Here is a 23,255-nt window from a genome sequence, read left to right on the forward strand (position 1 = left end):
CGCCCTCGTCGGCGCCCTCCGCTCCGAAGGCTTCCCCGCCACCGTCCGCGACGTCTTCCACCACCGCACCATCGCCGACCTCACCGCACACCTCATCGAAGGGCAGTCCACCGATACCGGCGAACCGGTGGGGGCGGTCCGCGCGGTGGAGCCGTTCGCCCTGGTCGCGGACGAGGACCGGGAGCGGCTGCCGGAGGGGCTGGTGGACGCCTACCCGGTCGCGCGGATGCAGCTCGGCATGCTCGTCGAGATGCTCGCGGGCGACGGGCTGAACAAGTACCACAACACCGCCACGTACCGGATCGAGGACGGCCGGCCGTTCGACGCCGACGCGCTGCGCCGAGCGGCGCGCACCGTGGTCGGGCGGCACGAGATGCTGCGGACCTCCTTCGACCTGGAGACCTACTCCGTACCGCTGCAACTGGTGCACCCGGCCGCAGTGCCGCGGGTCACCGTGAGCGATCTGCGGGCGGCGGACGGGGCAGGGTTCGACCGGGCGCGGCGGGAGCACATCGCCGCCGAGCGGGCCGCCCTCTTCGACCTGGACCGGCCGCCGCTGCTGCGGTTCGCGGCGCTGGTCGAGTCCGACGGGGCCTGGCACCTCGGCTTCACCCACTGCCACGCGATCACGGAGGGCTGGAGCCAGCACTCGCTGCTGCGGGAGGTCCTCGGTCTCTACGAGGCGTACGCGACCGGTGCGGAGGTGGTGGAGCCGGAGCCGGTGGCGGTGCGCTACGCCGACTTCGTCGCCGCCGAGCAGGAGTCGCTCGCCTCGGCCGAGGACAGCGCCTTCTGGCAGGGCGTCGTCGACCGGTACGCACCGTGCAGGCTGCCGGAGGAGTGGGGGGCCGGGAACGGCGCACCCCGCGAGGACTTCAAGCTGTCCGTGGACTTCCGGGACCTGGAACCGGCCCTGCGCGAGCTGGCCCGGACGACCGGGACCTCGTTCAAGGCGGTGCTGCTCGCCACCCATCTCCGGGTGCTGGCCGCGGTCACCCGCGAGGAGTCCTTCCACACCGGGGTGGTGTACAGCGCGCGGCCCGAAGCACCGGGCGCCGAGCGGGTGTTCGGCATGTACCTCAACACGCTGCCGTTCGGTCACGACCGCTCCGCGCGCACCTGGCGCGAACTGGTGCGCCAGGTCTTCGACCGGGAGGCCGGGGTGTATCCGCACCGCCGTCATCCGCTGCCGGCCGTGCAGCGACTCGCGGGCGGGGAGCGGCTGTTCGACGTGATGTACCGCTACCAGGACTTCCACGGGGCCGACGGCGGCCCGGTCGACGTGCGCGCGGGCGCGGGGGACAGCTCCAACGAGTTCACGCTGTCCGTGGCCAACGTCCCGGGGCGGCTCGTCCTGCGGGCGGTCAGCACGGGGCTGGACCGGCCCCACGCGGAGCGGATGGCGGGGATGTACCGGGCGGTGCTGGAGGCCATGGCCGCCGACCCGGACGGCGACGCGCACGCGCCCCTGCTGTCGGCGGCCGAGACGGCGCGGATCCTGGGCGACTTCAACGACACCGAGGTGGAGTGGGAATGACACGCTACGTCCACGAGGTGATCGAGGGGCAGGCGCTGGCCACCCCCGACGCCGTCGCCGTGCGGACCGGGGAGCGGTCGCTGACGTACCGGGGGCTCGACGAGGAGGCCAACCGCGTCGCCCACCGGCTGCGGGAGGCCGGGGTGGGGCCGGAGTCGGTGGTCGGCGTGCTGCTGCGGCGCGGTCCGGACACCCTGCCGGTGCTGCTGGGCGTATGGAAGGCGGGCGGCTCCCACCTGCCGCTGGACACCACACTGCCGCCCGCCCGGCTGCGGTACATGCTGGAGGCGGCCGGGGCGCTGCTGACGGTGACGGACGGCGCGGGCGCCGGGCTGCTGGGTACCGGGCACCCCGGTGGCGTCCTGGACCTGGACCGGGAGCGCGAGCGGATCGCCGCCGCTCCCGGCACGCCGCCGGACCGCCCGGCGGAGGACCGGCCGGACGATCCGGCGCGCGCCCACCGGCTGGCGTACACCCTGTTCACCTCGGGTTCCACGGGGCGTCCCAAGGGGGTGCAGATCGGTCACCACGCGCTGCTGAACACGCTGTTCTCCATGCGGCGCTGGCACCGGGCGGGGCCGGAGCACCGCTGGCTTGCGGCCACCTCGCTCGCCTTCGACGTCTCCACCGCCGAGCTGTACCTCCCGTTGATGACCGGTGGCCGGGTGGTGCTCGCGGACGACGGGGAGGCCCGTGATCCGGCGGCCCGGCTGCGGCTGGTGCGGAGCGCCGGGGTCACCCACGTACAGGCCACCCCGTCCGGCTGGAAGCTGCTGCTGGCCGCGGGGATGGACCGGCTGCCGGTCACCGCGGTCACCAGCGGCGAGGAGTGCCCGCCCGGTCTGGCGCGGGAACTCGCGGTCCGCGTGGACCGGTTGTGGAACCTGTACGGGCCGACGGAGACCACGGTCTGGTGCACGGGCGCCGAGCTGCCGCGGGAGGCGGTGACGGTCCCGATCGGCCGTCCGCTGCCCAACTGCCGCGCCTATGTGCTGGACACGGAGCACCGCCCGGTGCCGGTCGGCGTGGTCGGCGAGCTGTACGTGGCGGGCGCGGGTCTGGCGCGCGGCTACGCGGGGCGGCCGGGTCCCACCGCCGAGCGGTTCCTGCCGGAGCCGTACGGCGGGGCGCCCGGTTCCCGCATGTACCGTACCGGCGATCTGGCCCGGTTCCGGGCGGACGGGCAGCTCGAATGCCTGGGCCGGGCCGACGGCCAGGTCAAGATCCGGGGACACCGGGTCGAACTCGGGGAGATCGAGGAGGTGTTGCGGTCCGGGCCGGAGGTGCGCGACGCGGTGGTGGCGGCCCGGGACGACGGCCGGGGCGAGAAGTGGCTGGCGGCCTACGTCGTGGGCGCCGGCGGCGCGGAGCCCGATCCGGCGGCCCTGCGGGAGCGCCTGTCGGCCGTGCTGCCGGTCTACATGGTGCCCTCGGCGATCATGCCGCTCGCGGCGCTGCCGCTGAACCCGGCGGGCAAGGTCGACCGGGCCGCGCTGCCCGTGCCCGGCCGGGCCGCCCTCGCCTCCGACCGCCCCTACGTGGCCCCCCGTACGCCCGTCGAGCAGGTGCTCGTCGACGTCTGCGGGGACGTGCTGGGCGTGACCGGCGTCGGGGTGCGGGACCGGTTGCGGGACCTCGGCGCCGACTCGATGCGGATCGTGCACGTGCTGGCGGCGGCGCGGCGGGCCGGGCTGGACCTGACCCTGCGGACGCTGCTGGACGGCGACACCGTAGAGGACCTGGCCGCGGCCCTCGACGGGGCCCCGCCCCCCGGTCCACCGCCCAACGGCACTCCACCGGCCGGGGCCTCGCCCAACGACTGGTCGGCGCACGGGACTTCACCGCACGCCTCCCCGCACGGGGGCCCGCCGGAGCCCGGCGCGACCGGGTCCGGAGCGACGGGGCGCGGCACGGCACCGCACGCCCCGTCCACCCCCGGCGCCGCACCGGGCCGGGGTCCCGAGCGGCCCGGCGCGGGGGCGACGCACGGGCACGGCACGGAGGACGACACCACGGAAGCCGACACGGCGGCGGTCGGCACGGCGGGAGAGGGCGGGAACGCGGCGATGACGGCGGTGGCGCACACGGGCTCCTACGGGGACCTGACCCGGACCATGGCCGGGCACGGGGTGCCCGGCGCGGCGGTGGCCCTGCTCCGGGAGGGCCGGCTGGTGGGCGTCCAGGCGTACGGGAAGCGGTCCGCGGACAGCGGCCTCCCGGTCACCCTGCACACCCGCTTCCAGGCCGGGTCGGTCAGCAAGCAGGTGACGGCGTTCGCCGCGCTGCGCCTGGTCGGGCGCGGCGTCCTGGACCTGGACGCCGGGCTGGACCGGTACCCGGTGCGCGGAAGGGTGCCGCGGGCGCCGTCGGGAGCCCCGCTGACCCTGCGCCATCTGCTGTCGAACACCGCGGGGCTCTCCGCCTCGGCGGCCACGTGGTGGCGTCCCGGGGAGCCGATGCCGGAGCTCGGCGCGGTCCTGGACGACGTCACCGCCGAGCACGAGCCGGGCAGCCTGTTCCGCAAGGCGGGCAGCCAGTGGGCGCTGACCGAGCGGCTGCTGACGGACGTCACCGGGCAGGACTTCGCCGATCTGGCGGCCGAGTGGGTGTTCGCGCCGCTGGCCATGGCCGACAGTTCCTTCACCGCCCCGCCCGGCGGGCACGGTGGCCGGGACGACTGGGCCCTCGGCCACGACCTGCACGGGCGTCCGCTCCTCGACGGCTTCCGCACCCGGCCGGTACGGGCGGGCAGCGGGCTGTGGTCCACCGCCGCCGACCTCGCCCAGCTCGCCGGGGAGATCCGCCGCGCCCACCAGGGCTGCTCCGACCTGCTGTCCGCCGGGCTCGCCACGCAGATGCTCACCGAGGCGTTCCCCGGCAGCTTCTACGGACTGGGCACGGTCGTCGACGGGGACCTGGCGGAACCGGAGTTCGGCCACGGCGGGGAGACCCCCGGTTTCCGCGCGCTGGTCTCGGTCCGGCTGCGGTCCGGCACCGGCTGCGTGGTGCTGACCAACGGGGACGGCGGCAAGCACGTGCACCGGGCGGTGGCCGCGTCACTCGGCCGCGACCTGGCCGTCGTCGACGGCTGACGCGCGGCCGGGCGGCGAGGGCCAGGCGGCGGGCGACAGGCGGCAGGCGGCGGGCGGCGGGCGGCAGGCGGCAGGCGGCGGGCGGCGAACCGCCCGCAGGCCGGGCTCACGGCGACAGACCGGGCACGCGGTCGGTCGCGCGGTGACCGGCCGCCGGACGGCCGACAGCGCGGCGGTGGGGCGGCCGTACGGAGGCCGAACGGGCGACGACCGGCCGCACGGCCGATCGGCCCGGGACGACGACCGGCCGCACGTCGGTCGGTCGTCCGGCGGTCGGTCGTCCGGCGGTCGGTCGTCCGGCGGTCGGTCGTCCGGCGGTCGGTCGTCCGGCGGTCGCGGGCCGGTGGGGTGAACGCCGGGCCGGGCGGCGGCCGGTGGCCCCGGACGCCGGGCGGCGGCCGGTGGCCGCGTCCGACGGCCGGACCGCCGCCGGCCGCTGCCCCTGCCCCTGCCCCTGCCCCTGCCCCTGCCCGACGGTCTCCCCCGACGTCCTCCCCGGACGACACCCGGCCCCCTCCCGGCACCCGCTCCACCGCACTCCCGGCCGCCCCCTTCCGACGGCCCCTTCCAACAACCCCGGAAAGGCCGGAAATCGGCCGTGGGCCACGGGGGATACCGAACGGATAACGCGAGAATGGAAGCCCCGCATAGCTTCGGCGGAGCAGATGTTCATCCCATGCCAGACGGGGGGTGCCGCATGGACTTCCGAGTCCTCGGCCCGGTGGAAGCGCACAGGAACGGTTCACGGATCCCGCTCTCGGGCTCCAAGGTGCACACGGTGCTGGCGGCCCTGCTGCTCGCCCGGGGGCGCGTGGTGTCGGACGGGAGACTCTGCCTCCTGCTGTGGGGCACGAAGCCGCCCGCCTCGTCCGGGACCCAGATCTACACCTACATGTCGCGCCTGCGGAAGCTGCTCGGCGACGAGGTGCGCATCGAGCGGCGTCCGCCCGGCTATCTGCTCCGGGCCCCGCACAGCACGGTCGACATGCTGGAGTTCGAGCGGCTCGACCGGCTCGGCCGGGCCGCCCTGGCCCGCGAGCACCACGAGGAGGCGGGGCGGCTGCTCGCGGAGGCCCTCGGGCACTGGCGCGGCACCGCCCTCGCCAACGTCACCGAGCACCTCGCCGAGGCGGAGCTGCCGCAGTTGGAGGAGGCGCGGATGCACGCCCTGGAGAGCCGCATCGAGGCCGACCTCGCGCTGGGCCGGCACGAGCAGCTCACCGCCGAGCTGACCGGCCTGGTCGCGCGGCACCCGCTGCGGGAGAAGCTGCGCGCCCACCTGATGACCGCCCTCTACCGCAGCGGACGGCAGAGCGACGCCCTCCAGAGCTACTACGAGGGCCGCTCCCTGCTCGCCGAGCAGCTCGGCATCGATCCGGGCGAGGGCCTGGGCTCCGCCTACGCGGCCATCCTGGAGGGCACCCGGGGGCCCGGTCCCGGCGGCGCCACCCGCGGCGCCCGCGATCCGGTCGCCGGGCACCGCGCCCCCGACACCCTGCCGCCGGACGCCGAAGGCTTCGTCGGCCGCGACGACGAAGTGGCCCTGCTGCGCTCCCAGTTGGCGGAGTCCGCCGCAGGCAGGGCACCCCGTCGGCTGCTGGTCACGGGGATGGCCGGGATCGGCAAGACGGCCCTCGCCACGCGCGTCGCCCACCTGTCGGCCGGGGACTTCCCCGACGGACGGGTCTTCGCCGCGCTGTCCGAGCCCGACGGACGGCCCCGCCGCCCGCACGACGTCCTCACCGACCTCCTGCGGGACCTCGGCGAACAGCTCCGCGAGCCGGGCCCCGCGCGGCCCGCCGTCCGGACCGCCGACGACCGCGCCGACCACGAGCACCTGGTGCGGCTGTGCCGCGCCCGGACCGCGGGCCGACGGATGCTGGTGGTGCTGGACGGCGCGCCCCGGGGCCGGCTGCTCGACACGCTGCTGGCCGGGCTCCCGGACGCGGTGGTGCTGATCACCGGCCGTACCCGGCTCGTCCAGGTGACCGGGGCCCGCACCCTCGCGCTCGCGCCGCTCGGGGACGCCGCGGCGCTCGAACTGCTGGCGGCGGCGGCCGGACGGCCGCGCCTGCTCGCGGAACCGGACGCCACCGACGACCTGCTGGCCTACTGCGGCGGACTGCCGCTGGCACTGCGGATCACCGGGAGCCGCCTCACCGCCCGGCCGTTCTGGCCCGTGGCCCGGCTCGCGCAGCGGATGGCCGACCCGGGGACACGGCTGCGGGAGCTGTCCTTCGGCGGGCTGGACGTGGCCGCCGTCCTGCGGCCCTCCCTGTACGCCCTGCCCGCCCAGGCCCGCGCGGTGCTGGCCCGGCTCGCCGGGGCCGGTGACGGCCCCTTCCCCGCCCACCGGGCGGCGGGCCTCCTCGGCACCACCGAGGCGACGGCGGAGCGGTGGCTGGAGCAGCTCGTGGACGGGACACTGCTCGACCTGTGCGGGGTGGACCTGCGGGGCCGCCCCCTCTACCGCTTCCACGGGCTGGTGCTGCTGTTCGCCGCCGCCCAGCCCGCGCCGTCCCGGCTCCCCTCCCCCACCTCGGCGGCGGGCTGACCCGGCACGGCGGAAGGACCCTCGACGGGGACACGGTCCACCGGCGCCCGCCGACACACGGCGGGCGCCGTCCGCCGTCGATACGCCGACGGGGACACCGGGCCGTACGGAGGAGACGCGCCCTCGGCCCGGACGGCGGGCGCGGACCCCGCGAACGGCGTCCGGCGCCCGGCCCCGAAAGGCGGGCGGGCGGGCGACGGCATCCGGGACGGCCGGCGAAGTCCGGGGCGGCGGTCGGCGCCCCCGACGCCCCCGATACGCACGAGGCGGGCCGCGGAGCCCTTCACGGCCCCGCGGCCCGCCTCGTCATGGACCCGGCGCGCGGTCAGTGCCAGCTCTCGTCGTCGCCCCGGAACATCCGGGCGGCGTGCGGGGCGGTGGGCGGCTTCATGGCGTGCGGACGGACCACATGGTTGTTCGGCATTTCTTCTCCCCCTCGCGGAATGTTGGCACTTACGCTAGAGAAGAGGGATTTCCGCTCATTATCGTTCAGCCTTCCGGTAAAGAAAGACAATCCTCCCCAACCGGAATGCCACCGTTTTCCTTTCCGTCCACCGGTCGCCCGCGCCCGGCTTCCTTACCGGAAAGTTCCGCGAGGGCGGTGCGCGCCCGCGCCCTCCACTTCGGCACACCGATGCGGTCGAAATCCGCCAATGCCCCGAGGAGATACCGCCGGGCCTCGTCCGGGTCGCCGCATTTCCCGCCGAGGGTGCCCAGGGCGAGCTTGATGCGGCCCTCGACGAGCGGGCTGTCCAGCAGCGCGGCCACCTCCATGGCCTGGTGCAGCGTCGCCCGCGCCTCCCGCCACCGCCCGGCGCCCGTCCGCGCCTCGCCGAGGGCGAGCAGCCCGTGGGCCAGACCGAGGGTGTCCATCTGCCCCCGCACGATGTGGATGACCCGCAGCAGGGCCTCCTCGGCGAGCACGTACTCGCCGCGCGCCAGGTGCACCCGGGCCAGCCGGTGGGTGCCCAGGGCCAGGCTGCGCGCGCCGCCCTCCCCGATGGCGGCGGAGACCCGTACGGACTCCTCGCTGAGCCGCTGCGCCGCGTCGACGTCGTCCTGGTCGAGGCGGATCTGCGCCATGTTGTTCAGGACGTGGGCCTCCGAGGAGCGGTCGCCGACGGCCCGGAAGACGGTCAGCGCGGCGGTGCTGTGCCGCATGGCGGAGTCCAGTTCGCCGCGCATCTCGTCGATCATCGCCATGTTGCGCAGGACCAGGGCCCGGCCGTGCGCCTCCCCGGCCTGCTCGTGCAGGCGCAGGGCCCGGGTGAAGAGGTGGTAGGCGGTGGTGAAGTCCCGCAGCCGCATCTCCAGGGCGCCCAGGACGTGCAGCATGGCCGCCTCGCCGCGGGCGTTCCCGGCGGCGCGGACGGCGGCGAGCGAGCGCTCGGCGCACTCCCGCCAGTCGTCGAGGTAGTTGCGGGTCTCGAAGAGGACCAGGACACAGAGGGTGAGGTCCCAGGCGAACTCGTCCATGCCGGCGGAGGCGGTCCGGGCGACGACCGCGACCAGGGAGAGCCGTTCGGCCTCCAGCCAGTCCAGGGGGCGGGCCAGCAGCCGGCCGGTCGTCTCGGGGTCGAGCCGCCGCCGGGCGACGGTCCCGTGGATGATGCTGAAGTCCCCGCCGTAGGAACGCCGGTGGGCCTCGGCGGCGAGGAACAGATAGGTGCGGTGGACGCGGTCGAGGACGGCGTCGCGCTCCCGCTCGCTCTCCTCCTGGGCGCGCTCCCGGGCGAACAGCCGGAGCAGGCTGGGGAACCGGTAGCGGGTGTGACCGGCCGTGTCGGGCCCGACGACGTCGAGGAACCGGGCGTCGACCAGTTCCTCTATCAGGCGTTCACCGGTGTGCGGGTCGGTGTCGAGCAGGGCGGCGGCCACCCAGGGGGCGAAGTCCGGGACGTCCAGCAGGCCGAGTCCGCGGTAGAGCCGGGCGGTCTGCTCGGCGAGCCCCCGGTAGGTCAGCGCGAAGCTGGCCCGGACCTGCGACTCGCCCTGGCTCAGTTCGTCGAGGCGGCTGCGTTCGTCGCTGAGCCGGCGCACCAGATGGGCCACCGACCAGTGCGGCTTCGAGGCGAGACGGGCCCCGGCGATGCGCAGGGCCAGGGGCAGCAGGTCGCACAGTTCGGCGAGGGTGACGGTGGCGCCGGGCTCGTCGGCGACGCGGTCCTCGCCGACGATGCCTCCCAGCAGTTCGACCGCCTCGTGCGGGGAGAGCGGCCCGAGCCGCACCCAGGCCCTCGGCGGCCAGGCCACCAGCTCCGGTAACTGTTCGCGCCCCGTGACCAGGACGCAGCACCCGGCGCCGCTGGGCAGCAGCGGCCGGACCTGGGCGTGGCTGCGGACGTTGTCGAGGACGACGAGGACCCGCCGGTCGGCGAGGAGGCTGCGGTAGAGGGCCGCGCGCTCCTCCGGGGCGGCGGGGATCTGGGCGGCGGGCACGGCGAGGGAGCGCAGGAAGCGGCCCAGCACCTCACCGGCCAGGGTGGGTTCGAGGCGCTCGTCGTAGCCGTGCAGGTCGGCGAAGAGCTGGCCGTCGGGGAAGAGGCCCGCGACGCTGTGCCCCCAGTGCACGGCCAGGCTGGTCTTGCCGACGCCGCCGACGCCGGTGATCAGGCCGGTGGCCGGGCCGCCCGCGGTGCGGTCGGGATCCAGCAGGGCGCCCAGCCGGGCCAGTTCCTCCTTGCGCCCGGCCAACCGCGAGACGTCGGGCGGCAGTTCCAGCGGGGGGCAGGCCGGGGTGTGCGGGGTGACCGGCTCGGGCTCCGGTTCGGGCGCGGAGAGCGACGGCCGGTCCTGGAGGATGGCCTGGTGCAGTTCGGCCAGGGCGGGGCCCGGCTCGATGCCGAGTTCCTCCTTGAGCCGCCGGCGCCCCTCCTGGAACGTCTCCAGCGCCTCGGCCCGCCGCCCGGAGCGGTACTGGGCGGTGATGAGCTGGTGGCGGGCTCGTTCGCGCAGCGGGTGTCTGCGGACCATGGCCGCGAGGTCGGGCAGCGCCCGCTGGTGGTCGCCGAGTTGGAGCCGCACCTCGGTGGCGTTCTCGAAGGTGTTGAGCCGCAACTCCTCCAGCCGGTGGGCCTCGTCCTCGGCGCGGTGGGCGGTGACACCGGCGAACGGCCGTCCGCGCCAGAGCCGCAGCGCCTCCGTGTAGGCGCGGGCGGCCTCGGACAGCCGCTCCTCGCGCACCGCCGCCTCGGCCGCGGCGACGAGCCCGGCGAACTCGACGGTGTCGAGCGAGTGCCGGCCGAGCCGCAGCAGGTAGCCGGGGTGGGCGGTGACGATGATCTCGTCCGGACAGCCGACGCTCTTGAAGACCTTGCGCAGGGCCGCGATGCAGATGGAGACCTGGGTGCGCGCGGTGGCGGGCGGCCGCTCGTCCCACACGGCGTCGATCAGGGTGTCGACCGGGACGACATGGCCGGGCGCGAGCAGCAGGAGCGTGAGAATGGTGCGGTGCCGGTGGCCGCCGAGGGAAACCTGATCCTCTCCGGCGCGCACGTCGAGCGGTCCCAGGACGCGGAATTCCAGCCGCTTCTCCATGTACCCCTTGCCCCCCGTGCTTCCCGGACGGCGGAAGCAGTAGTCCGACCGCCCTGATTGCCACCCCGACCCAGGACGCCACCCCCCACGCGGCCAACGATACGACGACGAATGCGGCTACCGAGCGGTAACGCGGGGCGAACCGTCGGTAAGGGAGACGCATCCGGCCGGAATGGGGCTCGTGCGGGAAACTCTCCGCAGGCGTAAGTGAGCGGTGTTCAGTTTTCCACCGGCATTTTCCGGCCGAATTGCGCCACCCCGGAAGAAGAAACTCCACGCGCCACCCGCGCCCACGGTCCGACGCCCGTCGCACGACGCGGGCACGGCCGGGGGACGACCCGGGGGCGGGGCCGCGGGCGGGGCCCGGCCCGGGTGCGGCGAGGGGGGCCGGACGTCCGGAGGCGGTCGAGAGGGCCCGGCCCGGAGGCGGGCGGGCAGGGCGGGATCGGGCCGACGCACGGACGGCGCCCGGCGGCGGGACCGGAAGGCGTACGGACGGGCGCCGGACGGCAGGACCGCGCGACGTACGGGACGGGCCGGACGCCGGCGACGGGGCGGGACGCCGACGACGGCGGAGCGGGACGGGGCGGCGGCATACGGACGGAGGCCGGACCGGGCGGCACGGCCGGCGGCCGGACGGGGCCGCCGGGCGGCACTCGGTTCCGGACCGGACGACGGCACCGGACGGCGTACGGGCGGGGCCGGACGGCGCGACCGGACCGCGTACGGTCCCGGACCCGACGGCGCGAAGGGCGGCATCCGGTCCCGCACCGGACCGCCCATCGGCGGGCGTGTCCCGCGTACGCCGACGGGGCCCGCCTCCCCCTGGCGTCCCGGCCGGTCAGGGGCGCCGCGTAGGCTGACCGGGCAGCCGGTTCGCCCCGTCGGCCCGACGGGAGGCGTCGCAAGAGGGAACCCGGTGGGAATCCGGGACTGCCCCGCAGCGGTGAGCGGGAACGACCGCCGTCATACAGCACTGGCCCCGGACGGGGCCGGGAAGCGACGGCCAGTAGGAGCCCTCCGGGAGGAGTGGCGCGCCCGCGAGTCCGAAGACCTGCCCGCTGCCCGCGCCCGGGACGTCCGGCGCGCGGAAACGTTCCGCCGCGACTCGCGAAGGAGAGTTGACGTGGCCGATCCCACCGTCACCGTCCCCGCCCCCGTATCCACCACCCGTCGTACCAAGACCCCGGACGACTCACGGGTGGTCCTCGCCCACATCATGAGCGAGCACGACACCAATCTGTACGGCACCATCCACGGCGGTGTGATGATGCGGCTCATCGACGACGCGGCGGCCGCCGCCGCGGGGCGGCACGCGGGCGGCCCCGCCGTCACCGCCTCGGTCGACCGGATGACCTTCCTGGCCCCCGTGCGGGCCGGCGACCTGCTGAGCGTCGGGGCGGCCCTCCGGCGGGCCGGACGGACGTCGATGACGGTCGGGGTCCGGGTGACCGCCGAACGCTGGAACCACTCGGGTCCGACGACGGAGGTCGCCACGGCGACACTGACCTTCGTCGCCATCGACGCCGACGGCACCCCCCGCCCCGTCCCCGCGCTCGCCTCCCCGCCGCCGGCCGGGGACTGACCCCCGCCCGGTCGGGCCGGGGCCGCCCGGGGCCGTACCGACCGCCCGGGACGGAACCCCCCGGACGGCCCGCCCCGTCTCCGCGTCACTCCCGCCCTCCGCGTCACTCCGTCCGGGGCGGCGGGGTGACACGGACGGGAGGCGCCGCGCACCGCCGTCGGACCGGATCGGTACGCGGGTCGACGACCCAGTGGTTGCTCCTCAGGACCCGGTCGGCGAAGGGCACGTCCTCCTCCCCCAGGAAGCGGAACCCGAGACCGCGGCAGATGCCGTTCGACGGGGCGTTCGTCGTCGCGGGGAAGGCGTGGACGAGCCCCCACCGGCCGTCGTCGCGGGCCTGTTCGAGCAGCATGCGGACGCCCCGCCTGCCGAACCCCCGTCCCTGGAACTCGGGCAGCACCATCCACCCGATCTCGGAGATCAGCCCGGCCCCGGTGTGGTGGGGCCACAGGGTGACGGTGCCCGCGACCGTCCCCGGTCGGGCCGCGTCGGGCACGATCATCCTGGTCCAGTCGGTCCCGGCCCGCGCCCGCTCGACATCGCGCCGGACCTTCTCCTCCATGCCCTCCCGGGGCAACGGACCGCCCAGCTCGGCCATCATCACCGGATCGCACCGCATCCTGACGTAGGCGTCGACGTCCCCGTACTCGACATCACGCAACAGCATCCGTATCCCCTTCCCTCCACGGGCGGGCGCAGCGCCCCGCCTTCGCCCTCGTCGTCCTCATTCCCCCGGTCCGGCACGCGGACGGGCCTCCCCGCGCCCCGCCGTGGCCGTCGGTTCACCATCACGACCGAAGCCGCGACGCACCGCACTCACCATGTGACCCCGGAGTACCCCCGACCGACACCCCCGGCACACGGACGCCACCGAGTGAAGCCGTCCCACGCCGAACGGGCCAAGTGCCCACGGCTTCCCTTCCGCGCCGACCACGCCGAGGTCACATGCGAGGGAACCAGTCCGACAGACGCCCGGCGGCGTCGGATACGTCGACGCGGTCCTGGGCGACGTCCTCGACGAACGGCCCTGCGACGGAGACGGGCGGCGGGGCGGTAGCGGCGCTGACACCGTTGAAGCGCAGGAAGACGCGCATCGCGAGCCAGGCGGTGCGCTTGTTGCCGTCGACGAGCGCGTGGTTGCGGGCGACGGAGTGCAGCAGGGCCGCGGCCTTCTCGTGCGGCGTGGGATAGAGCTCGGCCCCGAACACATGGGTACGGGGCCGCTCGATCGCCGACACCAGAAGCCCCATGTCACGCACGCTGTGCTCGGTGCCGTTGACGGCGCGGGCGATGGCCAGGACCTCGTCGACCCGGATACGGCGCACCCCGTTCACCTCAGGTAGTCCAGAATCTCCGCGTCACTGTCCATCAGCTCGGCCAGAACGTCGTCGACCTTCAACTCCGCCCGCTCCAGGGCCTCACGGATGGCCTCGATGACGAGTTCCTCCTTGCCGCGTCCCTCACGACGAGCACACACGGTCAGCTTCGCGTCAAGATCCTCGGGAAGTCGGAGTGTCATCGTCATGTCGGGAGGGTACCGAGCCGGTACCTGAACGGCGAGGCGATATCTGCCGCCGGAATCCATGCGCCTGCCTGCTGGTTCGACCTCGACTTCAACCTCGACCGGAAGAACCCACCGACTGGGCGCGCTTCCGAAAGGAGCCGGAAGCCTCCTGCCGGCCAAGCCCTCTCCGCACACCCTGCCGGTCCCACAACCGCCGGGTCCGGGCGGTGGGATGAGGAACTCGCCTCCGAACAGAGAAGCCCCCGAGGCCCGGTGCTGTGCGTGACGCCGACGAGTTCGCGGCCCGTGCTTCCGCACTCGCAGAACCTTTGGACGCGTCGCCCTGCTCACCGTCGGGGCGTCGCGGTCACCACAGCCACCGGCGGCGGTGCGACCGTCGCTCCCGGGGTGGCGTACCGCAGTCCGGCGAGCAGCCGTCGCGGATTCTCCCGCGCGAGGGCGTGCGCCCCGGGGTGTCCTCGGCGAACCGCTCGCGCGGGGAGAACGCCTCTTCCTCGGCGGCGAGGGCCCTGTTCCTGCGGACGGTAGCGAGGTACACGCGGGCGGGCGCGTCGAGGCCGCGGGCCAGGTGGTGCGCCGACGATCGGGCGTCGGTGCCGGCAGGTCGACGCGCGGCGGCGACGTAGCGTTCCAACAAGCTCCAGGGCGCCTGCCGGACGACCGGTCGTCGTCCGGCAGGCCCGCCCCGCCGGGGCTGAAGGCGGCCCGGCTCAGCCGCCGTGGCGGCTCGCCGTCAGGCCGCTTGGCCGAGCGGGCCGAGCAGCCAGTTGCCCGGCGCGTTCTCGTCCGCGCTCAGGTAGAACTCACGGATCGCCAGCCGGAACTCGTCGCGACTGATCACACCGTTGCCGTCCCGGTCCAGCCTCCGGAACGCCTCGTTCGAGGCCGTGGGCGGAACGCCGACGATGTCGAACAGGCGGACGTACTCGTCGATGTCCAGCACCCCGTCACCGTTGGTGTCGAGCGCGTCCAGGAAGCCGTCCGCGATCTTCACCACCGTGGCGTCGAAGTTCCCGTCGGCCGTGATGTCGCTGAACATCAACTCCGCGAACTCCTGCGGGTCGATGCGCTCGTCGCCGTCCTTGTCCCCGTGGGCGAGCAGCAGCCGCCACCACTCGTCGAAGCCCTCCCGGATCGCCCCGGCGGCCGCCCCGCGGTCGGCCGGAGCGGCGCGCTCGAAGAGCGCCGCCAGGGCCTGGAAGTCGTCCTTCGTCAGGAAGCGGTCCCCGTCCTGGTCGAACCAGTCGAACACCGCACCGAACTTCCGGTCCCGCACGTCATCCGGCATCTGTGCCACCCTCCCTGATGAGCAAGTTCTCCATGGGCCGACGGCCCCGCGTCACGGTAGGACCGGCAACGGAGACCGGACTTGGGGAACGAACCCCGCGTCATCCGTACGGGTGACAGACGAGGTCGCACAAACTCGCTGGGGGTGTGACGCTCCGCACTCCCTCCCCGTCCGGCGAGCTGCGAGCTGCGAGCTGCGACACGAAGACCCCCCCGGTGGGACCACCCGGCATGCCCACCCGATGACGTCCGCCGTCGGATCATTCGGCCACGCAACCCCGATGGGGGGGCAGGGCACCCGGCTCCCTCAGTCACGCAGGGGCCGACCACACCCTGACAACGCTCCGCACCCCTGCGCGGACGAGCCGGACGGGCCCGCACACGTACGGGAGCGGCTACCGGTGACGGCACCGTGCGGGCCGGCGGTCAAACGGGGTGGCACGCCACCGCGGCGGCCCGAGGCCGGAGACGGCGCGGACGGCTCCAAAGGGGCTCTGCGGGGCTGCCGTTGTCGCGGTGTCGCGGTGTCGCGGTGTCGCGGTGTCGCGGTGTCGCCCAAGGTACGGCCGATGTGCCGGGGCCGAACTCCGTCATCCGTCCAGGTGCCGCCTCGGGATCCGGAGAACACCGAGGCCCATTTCCGACCAGCCGATGTGGTGGACGCGGTGTTGGCGGTCACCGCCCGGCCCGCGCCTCCGTTGCCGTCCAGGACGAAGCCCGTCGCCGGTTTGGTCAGGGCGTAGGTCCCGACGGCGTTCCGAGCCATCTGCCAACGCTGGTTGACCGCACCCAGGTAAAGGGCCGAGAGACCTGTCCCCGGCAGTGGTCGGCACGGTCAGGCGGCGCGGGATCATACAGCTGTCGAGATCCGCACGGCGTCCGGAGTGCGCGCAGAACATGATCCGGGCGCCGGGACACCACTCGCAACGCCCACGGCATGCACCCCAAGTTCCTTACCTGCGCCCCTACTTCACCGGCTCCAGAATCGCCACGCACTCCACATGATGCGTCATAGGAAACAGATCGAACGCCCGCAGCGTCCGCACCCGGTAGCCGCCCTCGCGGAAGTACGCCAGGTCGCGGGCGAGGGCGGCCGGGTCGCAGGCGACGTAGGCGATGCGGCGGGCCGCGAGGGTGGTCAGGTGGGCGACGGTGGCGCGGCCGGCGCCGGCGCGGGGCGGGTCCAGGGCGATGAGGTCGACCTCGGTGATGCCCGTGCGCGGCAGGACGGACTCGACCTTGCCCTGCTCGACGCGGACGCGGTCGAAGGAGGCCAGGTTGTGCCGGGCGTCCTCCACCGCGCGCTTGCCGGACTCGATGCCCAGCACCGCGCCCTCCTCGCCGACCCGGTCGGCCAGCGCGCCCGCGAAGAGGCCCGCGCCGCAGTAGAGGTCGAGGGCCATGTCGCCCTTGCGCGGCAGCAGTCCCTGCATCACCGCCGTCACCAGGGTGTCGGCGGCCCTGGGGTGGACCTGCCAGAAGCCGCCGGAGCCGACCCGGTAGGTGCGGCCGTCGGCGCGCTCGCGGACGAAGGGGCGGCCGTGGACGCGGTGGACGCCGCCGTCCTTCTCGCCGACCCGCATCACGGAGACCGGCCGGTCCAGCTCCACGAGGGGCAGCCGGGCGCCCGGCCTCGGCGTCAGGATGACCTGGCGGTCCTGGGAGCCGGTGGCCGCGATGGCCTCGACGGAGGCCATGCCCGTCCAGTCGCGCCGCTCCACGCCCAGCTCGCTCACGCCCTCCGCGGCGATCATGCAGTGGTCGATCCGCTCCACCTCGTGCGAGCGGTGCCTCCGCAGTCCCGCGTGGCCCTCCGCGTCCACCGCGTACTGCACACGGGTGCGCCAGGCCGGCACCTCCCCGGCGGGCAGCTTGTCGCCCTCGGCCGGCATCACCGTGCCGTCCCAGCCGGCCTCCTCCGGGGTGAGGCCCGCGAGCCGCTGGAGCTGCTCGGCGACGACCTCGCCCTTCAGCCGCCGCTGGGCGCCCGGCTTGGCGTGCTGCCAGTCACAGCCGCCGCAGCGGCCCGGACCGGCGTACGGGCAGGGCGCCGCCACCCGGTCCTTGGACGCCTCCAGCACCTCGACGGCGTCCGCCCGCAGGAAGCGCGCGCCCTCCTCGCCCTCCGTCACCCGGGCCACCACCCGCTCGCCGGGCAGCGTGTGCCGGACGAACAGGACCTGGCCCTCGGCGGTGCGGGCGATGCAGTGGCCGCCGTGGGCGACCGGGCCGACCTCGACCTCGTACTCCTCGCCGACCAGCGATCCCGCCTGCGACTTCTTCGGTTCTGCCTGCATGGCGGGGTGACTCCAGTACGGGGTACGAGGGGTGGGGACGGCGGTGTGGGAACACCAGCCTGCCAGTCTACGTGGACGGCGTGGTGTCCTTCGACCGGTCGGGCTGGGCCGGGCCCCGGCGGACGGCGCCCGGCGCGTTCCAGTTCTGCCGGCGGCGGGCCCGCTGCCGGGCGGCCTCGGAGGACTGGAGCTGGTAGGGCACCGAGGTGACCATGACGCCCGGGGTGAACAGCAGCCGCCCCTTCAGACGCAGGGCGCTCTGGTTGTGCAGCAGGTGCTCGTACCAGTGGCCGACCACGTACTCGGGGATGATCACGGAGACCGCGTCGCGCGGCGACTCCTTGCGCAGGCTCTTGACGTACTCGATGACCGGGCGGGTGACCTCGCGGTAGGGCGAGTCCAGGATCTTCAGCGGCACGTCGATGCCGCGCCGCTCCCACTCCTCGCGCAGCGCCTTGGTCTCGGCGGGGTCGACGTTGACGCTGACCGCCTCCAGCGAGTCGGAGCGCAGCAGCTTGGCGTAGGCGAGGGCGCGCAGCGTGGGCCGGTGGATCTTGGAGATGAGGACGACGGAGTGGACGCGGGACGGGCGCACGATGTCCGCGGGCACCTCCTCCGGGTCCTCGGGGGCGGCGATCTCCTCCGCGACGCGGTCGTAGTGCCTGCGGATGGCGGTCATGGTGGCGAAGAAAATGCACATGCCGAGCAGGGCGATCCAGGCGCCGTGGGTGAACTTCGTGGCCAGGACGACCACCAGCACCAGACCGGTGAAGAAGGCGCCGAAGGTGTTGATGGCCCGCGAGCGGATCATGTGGCGGCGGGCGGCCGGGTCCCGTTCCTTGGCCAGGTGCCGGTTCCAGTGGCGCACCATGCCGGTCTGGCTGAGCGTGAACGAGACGAACACGCCGACGATGTAGAGCTGGATCAGGCGGGTGGAGTCGGCGCCGTAGACGACGACCAGCAGGGCGGCGGCCCCGGCCAGCAGCAGGATGCCGTTGGAGAAGGCCAGCCGGTCGCCCCGGGTGTGCAACTGGCGCGGCAGGTAGCGGTCCTGGGCGAGGATCGAGCCGAGCAGCGGGAAGCCGTTGTACGCGGTGTTGGCGGCGAGGAAGAGGACCAGCGCGGTCGCCGCGGCCAGCACCACGAACAGGAAGCTGCCCTTGCCGAAGACGGCCTCGGCGACCTGGGAGATCACCGGGTGCTGGATGTAGTCCTCGCCGACGGGGGTGCCGTCGCGGAGCAGTTCGGTGGCCGGGTTCTCCGACATGCGCACGCCGGTCGCGGAGGCCAGCGCGATGATGCCGCAGAACATGGTGACGGCGAGCAGGCCCATCATCGCGAGGGTGTTGCCCGCGTTCCTCGACTTGGGCTTGCGGAAGGCCGGGACGCCGTTGGAGATCGCCTCGACGCCGGTGAGGGCGGCGCAGCCGGAGGAGAAGGCGCGCAGCAGCAGGAAGATCAGGGCGAATCCGGCCAGCCCCTGGTGCTCGGGCTTGATCTCGTAGCCGGCGGTCGGCGCGCGCATGGTGTCGTCGAGGACCAGCCCGCGGAAGGCGCCCCAGGCGATCATGAGGAAGACGCCGGTGACGAAGACGTACGTCGGGATGGCGAAGAGGGTGCCCGACTCCCGGACGCCGCGCAGGTTCATCAGGGTCAGCAGCACGATGACGCCGACCGCGCAGGCCACCTTGTGCTCGACGACGAACGGGACGGCGGAGCCCAGGTTCTCGATGCCCGAGGAGATGGAGACCGCGACGGTCAGCACGTAGTCGACGAGCAGGGCGCTGGCGACGGTGAGCCCGGCCCTGGGCCCGAGGTTGGTGTTGGCGACCTCGTAGTCGCCGCCGCCGCTCGGGTAGGCGTGCACGTTCTGCCGGTAGGAGGCGACCACGGTGAACATCAGCACGACGACCGCGACCGCGATCCAGGGGCTGTACTGGTACGCCGACACGCCCGCGATGGAGAGGACCAGCAGGACCTCGCCGGGGGCGTAGGCCACGGAGGAGAGCGGGTCGGAGGCGAAGACGGGGAGGGCGATGCGTTTCGGCAGGAGCGTTTCGCCCAGCCGGTCACTGCGCAGTGCGCGCCCGATCAGAATCCTCTTGGGCACGTCGGTCAGTTTGGACACAACAGGGGATCGTAGGCCCATGGGCGGGGGGCCGACCAGCCGCCACCCCCGATGAGTCGGACGTCTGCCCTCCGGGTGAATTCCGGGGACGGCGCGGCCGTGGATTCCGCAGGTCGCGGGGGTGCCGTGGCTATATGGCCAGCCATCGGCCCGATACCACCGGGCACCGCTCCGCCCCGGCCGGGCGGCGCACCCGTCACCGCCCCGGCACGCCCGGTCACCCTTCCCGCACAACCGGTCACCGGCGGGCACGGTCGGCCGCGGTTCCGGCACGGACGGTCACCGGGCGGGCCGGGCGCGGAGGCGCCGCGCTTCCACGGGCCGGTCCGGGCCCGGACGCGGACCGGGGCCGGGAGCCCCGAGACCCAGGAGGTCCCATGCGTCTGTCCGCGGAACTGATCGGCGGTGCCGCCGCCCTCGTCGGACTCGGCGTTCTGACCGCCGCGAGCATCCGCAGCATCGGCCGACGGCGGTCGTCCACCGGGCGGTGACCCGGAGCCGCCACGGCGCGCGCCACCGCCCGGCGCCTCCCGCACCCGCACCCCACGCCCGGCGCACCCGACGCCCGCCGCCCGCCGCCACGACCGCCCGCCGCTCCCCCGAAGGACCCCGGGCCCCTCGCCCGCCCCTCGTCGGGTCCACCCGGACGGGGCCCTGGGGCGCCGGACGGGCATGATGGACTCGGGCGGCCCCGCGCGGGACCGCCGCACGTGTGGCCCGTCGATCCGAAAGAGGAAAATGAGCGGGACGTTCGCCCAGGTCAGAGGGCTCACAAGAGGGGCGGTGTAAGGCCGTGCACATTGTCATCATGGGTTGCGGACGCGTGGGCTCCGCTCTGGCCCAGACGTTGGAGCAGCAGGGGCACACGGTCGCCGTGATCGACCGGGACCCCACCGCCTTCCGCCGCCTCGGCTCGTCGTTCGGCGGCCGCCGGGTGACCGGCATCGGCTTCGACCAGGACACCCTGCGCGAGGCGGGCATCGAGGACGCCGGGGCCTTCGCCGCCGTCTCCAGCGGTGACAACTCGAACATCATCGCCGCCCGGGTGGCCCGCGAGATGTTCGGCGTGGAGAACGTCGCGGCCCGGATCTACGACCCCCGCCGCGCCGAGGTCTACCAGCGGCTGGGCATCCCCACGGTCGCCACCGTGCGCTGGACGTCCGACCAGATGCTGCGCCGCCTGCTGCCCTCGGGCGCCGAGCCGCTCTGGCGCGACCCGACCGGCGGCGTCCAGCTCGCCGAGGTGCACACCTCGGAGTCCTGGGTCGGGCACCGGATCAGCCGGCTCCAGGAGGAGACCGGCGTGCGGGTCGCGTTCCTCACGCGGCTCGGGGAGGCGATCCTGCCCTCCTCGCAGACGGTGCTCCAGGAGGGCGATCTGGTGCACGTGATGATGCGCACCGACGAGGTCGACAAGGTCGAGGCGGCGTTCGCCACGGGTCCCGAAGAGGAGGGCGGTCACTGATGAGGGTCGCCATTGCCGGAGCCGGCGCGGTCGGCCGTTCGATCGCGGGCGAGCTGCTGGAGAACGGCCACGAGATCCTGCTCATCGACAAGGCGCCGACCGCGATCTCGGTCGAGCGCGTTCCGATGGCGGAGTGGCTGCTGGCCGACGCCTGCGAGATCACGTCCCTGGACGAGGCCGCGCTCCAGCGCTGCAACGTCGTGATCGCCGCGACGGGCGACGACAAGGTCAACCTGGTCGTCTCCCTGCTGGCCAAGACGGAGTACGGGGTGCCGCGCGTCGTCGCCCGGGTGAACAACCCGAAGAACGAGTGGCTGTTCAACGAGTCCTGGGGGGTGGACGTCGCCGTCTCCACCCCGCGGCTGATGTCGGCCCTGGTCGAGGAGGCGGTGAGCGTCGGCGATCTGGTGCGGCTGCTGCGCTTCAGCCACGGTGACGCCAACCTCGTCGAGCTGACGCTGCCGGAGGAGTCGGCCCTGGCGGGCACGCAGGTCGGTGACGTCCAGTGGCCGGAGGACACCTCGCTGGTCACCATCATCCGGGGCAACCGGGTGCTGACGCCCTCGCGGGAGGACTCCCTGGAGGCCGGTGACGAGCTGCTGTTCGTGGCGGCCCAGGCGCGGGAGGAGCAGCTGGAGGACCTGCTGTCCGCCCGCCGCCGGGACCCGCTGAGCTGAGCCGTACGACGACGGCGGGGTGTGCGTGGGACGCCCTCCCCGCACACCCCGCCGTCATGTCACGCGAGGCTGCCCCGTCCCGCGGGACCGTCCGTCACGAGGGGCCGTCCGTCGCCGCGCGCCGTCGGTCCGGGGTCCCGCCCGGGGCCGCCCGGGGTCCCGGGGCGCGCCGGGCGGACCCGGGCACGTACGAGGAGCGGCCGGGCCGCCGTGGAGGACGGCCGGGCCGGTCAGCCCTCCCGGTGCGCGCCGCCGCGGGACTCCCCCGCACCGGACGGCGTACCGGAGCTGCCGGAGGCGCCGGACGTACCGGAGGTGCCGGACGTACCCGGGGTGGCGGACGCGCCGGAGTCGCCGGACGGACCGGCCCCGGCCCGCGCCCGCTCCTCCTCGGCCTTCTCCGCCGCCTCCATCTCCGCGAACACGTCGATCGGCGCCGGCGCCTTGGCCAGGAAGACCCAGGTCAGCCAGACGGCGAGCAGGAACGGCGGGATCTTGAGGAGGACCATCACCCAGCCGAGCTGCTCGGTGTCGGCCCACCAGTACAGCGGGAACAGGACGGCGCACTTGGCGAGCAGGATCAGGCCCCAGGCGTAGCTGGCCTTGGTGTACGCCTTCTTGCGGCCCGGGTTGCGGCTGCGCCAGGAGAGGTTCTCCTTGAAGACCGGGCCGAGGATCAGGCCGATCAGCGGCACCCCGGCCACCGCGGTGATCAGGTACGCCAGCGCCAGGCCCAGGGTGTAGAGCATGCCGGGCAGGTAGAAGTTCTTGGCGTTGCCGGTCATCATCGCGAAGACCACGCCGAAGGCGACGCCGAAGACGCCGCTGAAGGCGTGCTTGACGGTGTCCCGGCGCACCAGGCGGACCACGACCAGCGCCAGCGCCACGCCCAGCGCGGCGATGGCGGACATGTGCAGGTTGCCGTTGATCGTGAAGATGGTGACGAAGAGCAGGCCCGGGAGCACGGTCTCGACCATGCCCCGCACCCCGCCGAACGCCTCGAACAGCGCGGCCTCCGTCACCGCCCGGGCGTCGTTCGCTTCCGTTTCCGTGTCTTCGGTCGGCTTGTCGAGCGACGTCACCGGCTACTCCCGTCCGAGGGGTCTCAGTTCGTATTTCGGGTTGAAGAGCACCCGGCGGCCCCGGCTCATCGAGACCCGCCCCGATGCGATGAGCTTGCGTCCCGGTTCTATGCCCACGATGGAACGCCTGCCCAGCCACACCACGTCCAGGGCGGCGGAGCCGTCGAACAACTCGGCCTCCAGGGCCGGAACACCCGCGCGTGGACGCAGGGTGACCGTGCGCAAGGTACCAGTAACCGTGACGACCTGCCGGTCCTGGCAGTCGCCGATGCGGGTGCAGCCGGTGGTCTCCGCGTCCTCCCGCAGCTCCTCCGACTCCAGGTCCTCCTGGGAGGAGGAGAGCCGGTCGAACATGCGCCGGAATCGGCCCACCGGCTTGCCGGAACGAGGAACAGCACTCATATCTGAAGCGTACCGGGGCGCGCCGGCGGTCACGCACCGGCCGGACCCCGGTATCGGAAGACTCACGTTCCGCCCCCCTCGCGCCCC

16 protein-coding genes and 1 riboswitch are annotated in these 23,255 nt (G+C 74.2%); of the genes, 6 read left to right on the forward strand and 10 right to left on the reverse strand.

Translation table 11 applies throughout. The features are described from left to right. The 3 genes from ACZ7LB_RS14130 to ACZ7LB_RS14140 all read left to right on the forward strand — a co-directional run. A partial coding sequence (locus ACZ7LB_RS14130; protein ID WP_471468035.1) for a condensation domain-containing protein occupies positions 1-1,537 on the forward strand: 1,537 nt, incomplete at its 5' end. Next, positions 1,534-4,629 carry a non-ribosomal peptide synthetase gene (locus ACZ7LB_RS14135; RefSeq protein ID WP_471468036.1) on the forward strand — a complete coding sequence of 1,032 codons (3,096 nt, stop codon included), beginning with the start codon at positions 1,534-1,536 and terminating at the stop codon, positions 4,627-4,629. The genes ACZ7LB_RS14130 and ACZ7LB_RS14135, both read left to right, overlap by 4 nt. Before the next feature lie 697 nt (positions 4,630-5,326). Then, on the forward strand, positions 5,327-7,183 hold the full coding sequence (locus ACZ7LB_RS14140) for an AfsR/SARP family transcriptional regulator (RefSeq protein ID WP_471468038.1): 1,857 nt from the start codon (positions 5,327-5,329) through the stop codon (positions 7,181-7,183). 489 nt (positions 7,184-7,672) lie between these two features. On the opposite strand, the gene ACZ7LB_RS14145 is transcribed toward ACZ7LB_RS14140, so the two are convergent. Further along, positions 7,673-10,720: an AfsR/SARP family transcriptional regulator gene (locus ACZ7LB_RS14145; protein WP_471468040.1), complete on the reverse strand. Its 3,048-nt coding sequence runs from the start codon at positions 10,718-10,720 to the stop codon at positions 7,673-7,675. Between the two features lie 855 nt (positions 10,721-11,575). Further along, positions 11,576-11,796, forward strand: a riboswitch (cobalamin riboswitch). 50 nt (positions 11,797-11,846) lie between these two features. On the opposite strand from ACZ7LB_RS14145, the gene ACZ7LB_RS14150 reads away from it, so the two are divergent. Continuing rightward, positions 11,847-12,305 (forward strand): acyl-CoA thioesterase, encoded by a 459-nt coding sequence (locus ACZ7LB_RS14150; RefSeq protein ID WP_471468042.1) that lies wholly within the window; start codon positions 11,847-11,849, stop codon positions 12,303-12,305. A 103-nt stretch (positions 12,306-12,408) separates the two neighbouring features. On the opposite strand, the gene ACZ7LB_RS14155 is transcribed toward ACZ7LB_RS14150, so the two are convergent. The 7 genes from ACZ7LB_RS14155 to ACZ7LB_RS14185 form a co-directional block, all read right to left on the reverse strand. Continuing rightward, positions 12,409-12,972, reverse strand: coding sequence for a GNAT family N-acetyltransferase (locus ACZ7LB_RS14155; protein ID WP_471468044.1), 564 nt, complete (start codon positions 12,970-12,972; stop codon positions 12,409-12,411). A gap of 274 nt (positions 12,973-13,246) precedes the next feature. Continuing rightward, a complete protein-coding gene (locus ACZ7LB_RS14160; RefSeq protein ID WP_471468045.1) occupies positions 13,247-13,639 on the reverse strand; it encodes a type II toxin-antitoxin system death-on-curing family toxin in 393 nt (130 codons plus the stop codon). After that, positions 13,636-13,830 (reverse strand): ribbon-helix-helix protein, CopG family, encoded by a 195-nt coding sequence (locus ACZ7LB_RS14165; protein ID WP_471468047.1) that lies wholly within the window; start codon positions 13,828-13,830, stop codon positions 13,636-13,638. The genes ACZ7LB_RS14160 and ACZ7LB_RS14165 overlap by 4 nt, the downstream gene beginning before the upstream one ends. Positions 13,831-14,176: 346 nt before the next feature. Next, entirely contained in the window at positions 14,177-14,464 is a 288-nt protein-coding gene (locus ACZ7LB_RS14170; protein ID WP_471468048.1) for a hypothetical protein, read from the reverse strand. Positions 14,465-14,563: 99 nt separating this feature from the next. Further along, the gene (locus ACZ7LB_RS14175) at positions 14,564-15,118 is read right to left on the reverse strand and encodes an EF-hand domain-containing protein (protein WP_471468050.1); all 555 of its coding nucleotides are present in this window, start codon (positions 15,116-15,118) and stop codon (positions 14,564-14,566) included. A 964-nt stretch (positions 15,119-16,082) separates the two neighbouring features. Beyond that, complete coding sequence (locus tag ACZ7LB_RS14180) at positions 16,083-17,414, reverse strand: class I SAM-dependent RNA methyltransferase (RefSeq protein WP_471468052.1); 1,332 nt, start codon at positions 17,412-17,414, stop codon at positions 16,083-16,085. Between the two features lie 67 nt (positions 17,415-17,481). Further along, complete coding sequence (locus tag ACZ7LB_RS14185; RefSeq protein WP_471468054.1) at positions 17,482-19,542, reverse strand: APC family permease; 2,061 nt, start codon at positions 19,540-19,542, stop codon at positions 17,482-17,484. 793 nt (positions 19,543-20,335) lie between these two features. Between ACZ7LB_RS14185 and ACZ7LB_RS14190 the strand changes: the two genes are divergently transcribed. Both ACZ7LB_RS14190 and ACZ7LB_RS14195 read left to right on the forward strand, forming a co-directional pair. Then, positions 20,336-21,007, forward strand: coding sequence for a potassium channel family protein (locus ACZ7LB_RS14190; protein WP_265295418.1), 672 nt, complete (start codon positions 20,336-20,338; stop codon positions 21,005-21,007). Continuing rightward, entirely contained in the window at positions 21,007-21,684 is a 678-nt protein-coding gene (locus tag ACZ7LB_RS14195) for a potassium channel family protein (protein WP_161225582.1), read from the forward strand. Before ACZ7LB_RS14190 ends, ACZ7LB_RS14195 begins: the two co-directional genes overlap by 1 nt. Positions 21,685-21,914: 230 nt before the next feature. Here the strand turns inward: ACZ7LB_RS14195 and ACZ7LB_RS14200 are convergent, their stop codons facing one another. Further along, complete coding sequence (locus ACZ7LB_RS14200) at positions 21,915-22,766, reverse strand: DUF3159 domain-containing protein (RefSeq protein ID WP_471468057.1); 852 nt, start codon at positions 22,764-22,766, stop codon at positions 21,915-21,917. 3 nt (positions 22,767-22,769) lie between these two features. Further along, the gene (locus tag ACZ7LB_RS14205; RefSeq protein WP_265295416.1) at positions 22,770-23,168 is read right to left on the reverse strand and encodes an OB-fold nucleic acid binding domain-containing protein; all 399 of its coding nucleotides are present in this window, start codon (positions 23,166-23,168) and stop codon (positions 22,770-22,772) included. Between the last annotated feature and the right edge of the window lie 87 nt (positions 23,169-23,255).

It is taken from the genome of Streptomyces sp. NPDC107521 (genome assembly GCF_055598485.1).

Coding starts and splice junctions, on each gene's coding strand:
- ACZ7LB_RS14135 (WP_471468036.1), top strand. CDS start 1,534: ATGACACGCTACGTCCACGAGGTGATCGAGGGGCAGGCGCTGGCCACC.
- ACZ7LB_RS14140 (WP_471468038.1), top strand. CDS start 5,327: ATGGACTTCCGAGTCCTCGGCCCGGTGGAAGCGCACAGGAACGGTTCA.
- ACZ7LB_RS14145 (WP_471468040.1), bottom strand. CDS start 10,720: ATGGAGAAGCGGCTGGAATTCCGCGTCCTGGGACCGCTCGACGTGCGC.
- ACZ7LB_RS14155 (WP_471468044.1), bottom strand. CDS start 12,972: ATGCTGTTGCGTGATGTCGAGTACGGGGACGTCGACGCCTACGTCAGG.
- ACZ7LB_RS14165 (WP_471468047.1), bottom strand. CDS start 13,830: ATGACGATGACACTCCGACTTCCCGAGGATCTTGACGCGAAGCTGACC.
- ACZ7LB_RS14175 (WP_471468050.1), bottom strand. CDS start 15,118: ATGCCGGATGACGTGCGGGACCGGAAGTTCGGTGCGGTGTTCGACTGG.
- ACZ7LB_RS14180 (WP_471468052.1), bottom strand. CDS start 17,414: ATGCAGGCAGAACCGAAGAAGTCGCAGGCGGGATCGCTGGTCGGCGAG.
- ACZ7LB_RS14195 (WP_161225582.1), top strand. CDS start 21,007: ATGAGGGTCGCCATTGCCGGAGCCGGCGCGGTCGGCCGTTCGATCGCG.
- ACZ7LB_RS14205 (WP_265295416.1), bottom strand. CDS start 23,168: ATGAGTGCTGTTCCTCGTTCCGGCAAGCCGGTGGGCCGATTCCGGCGC.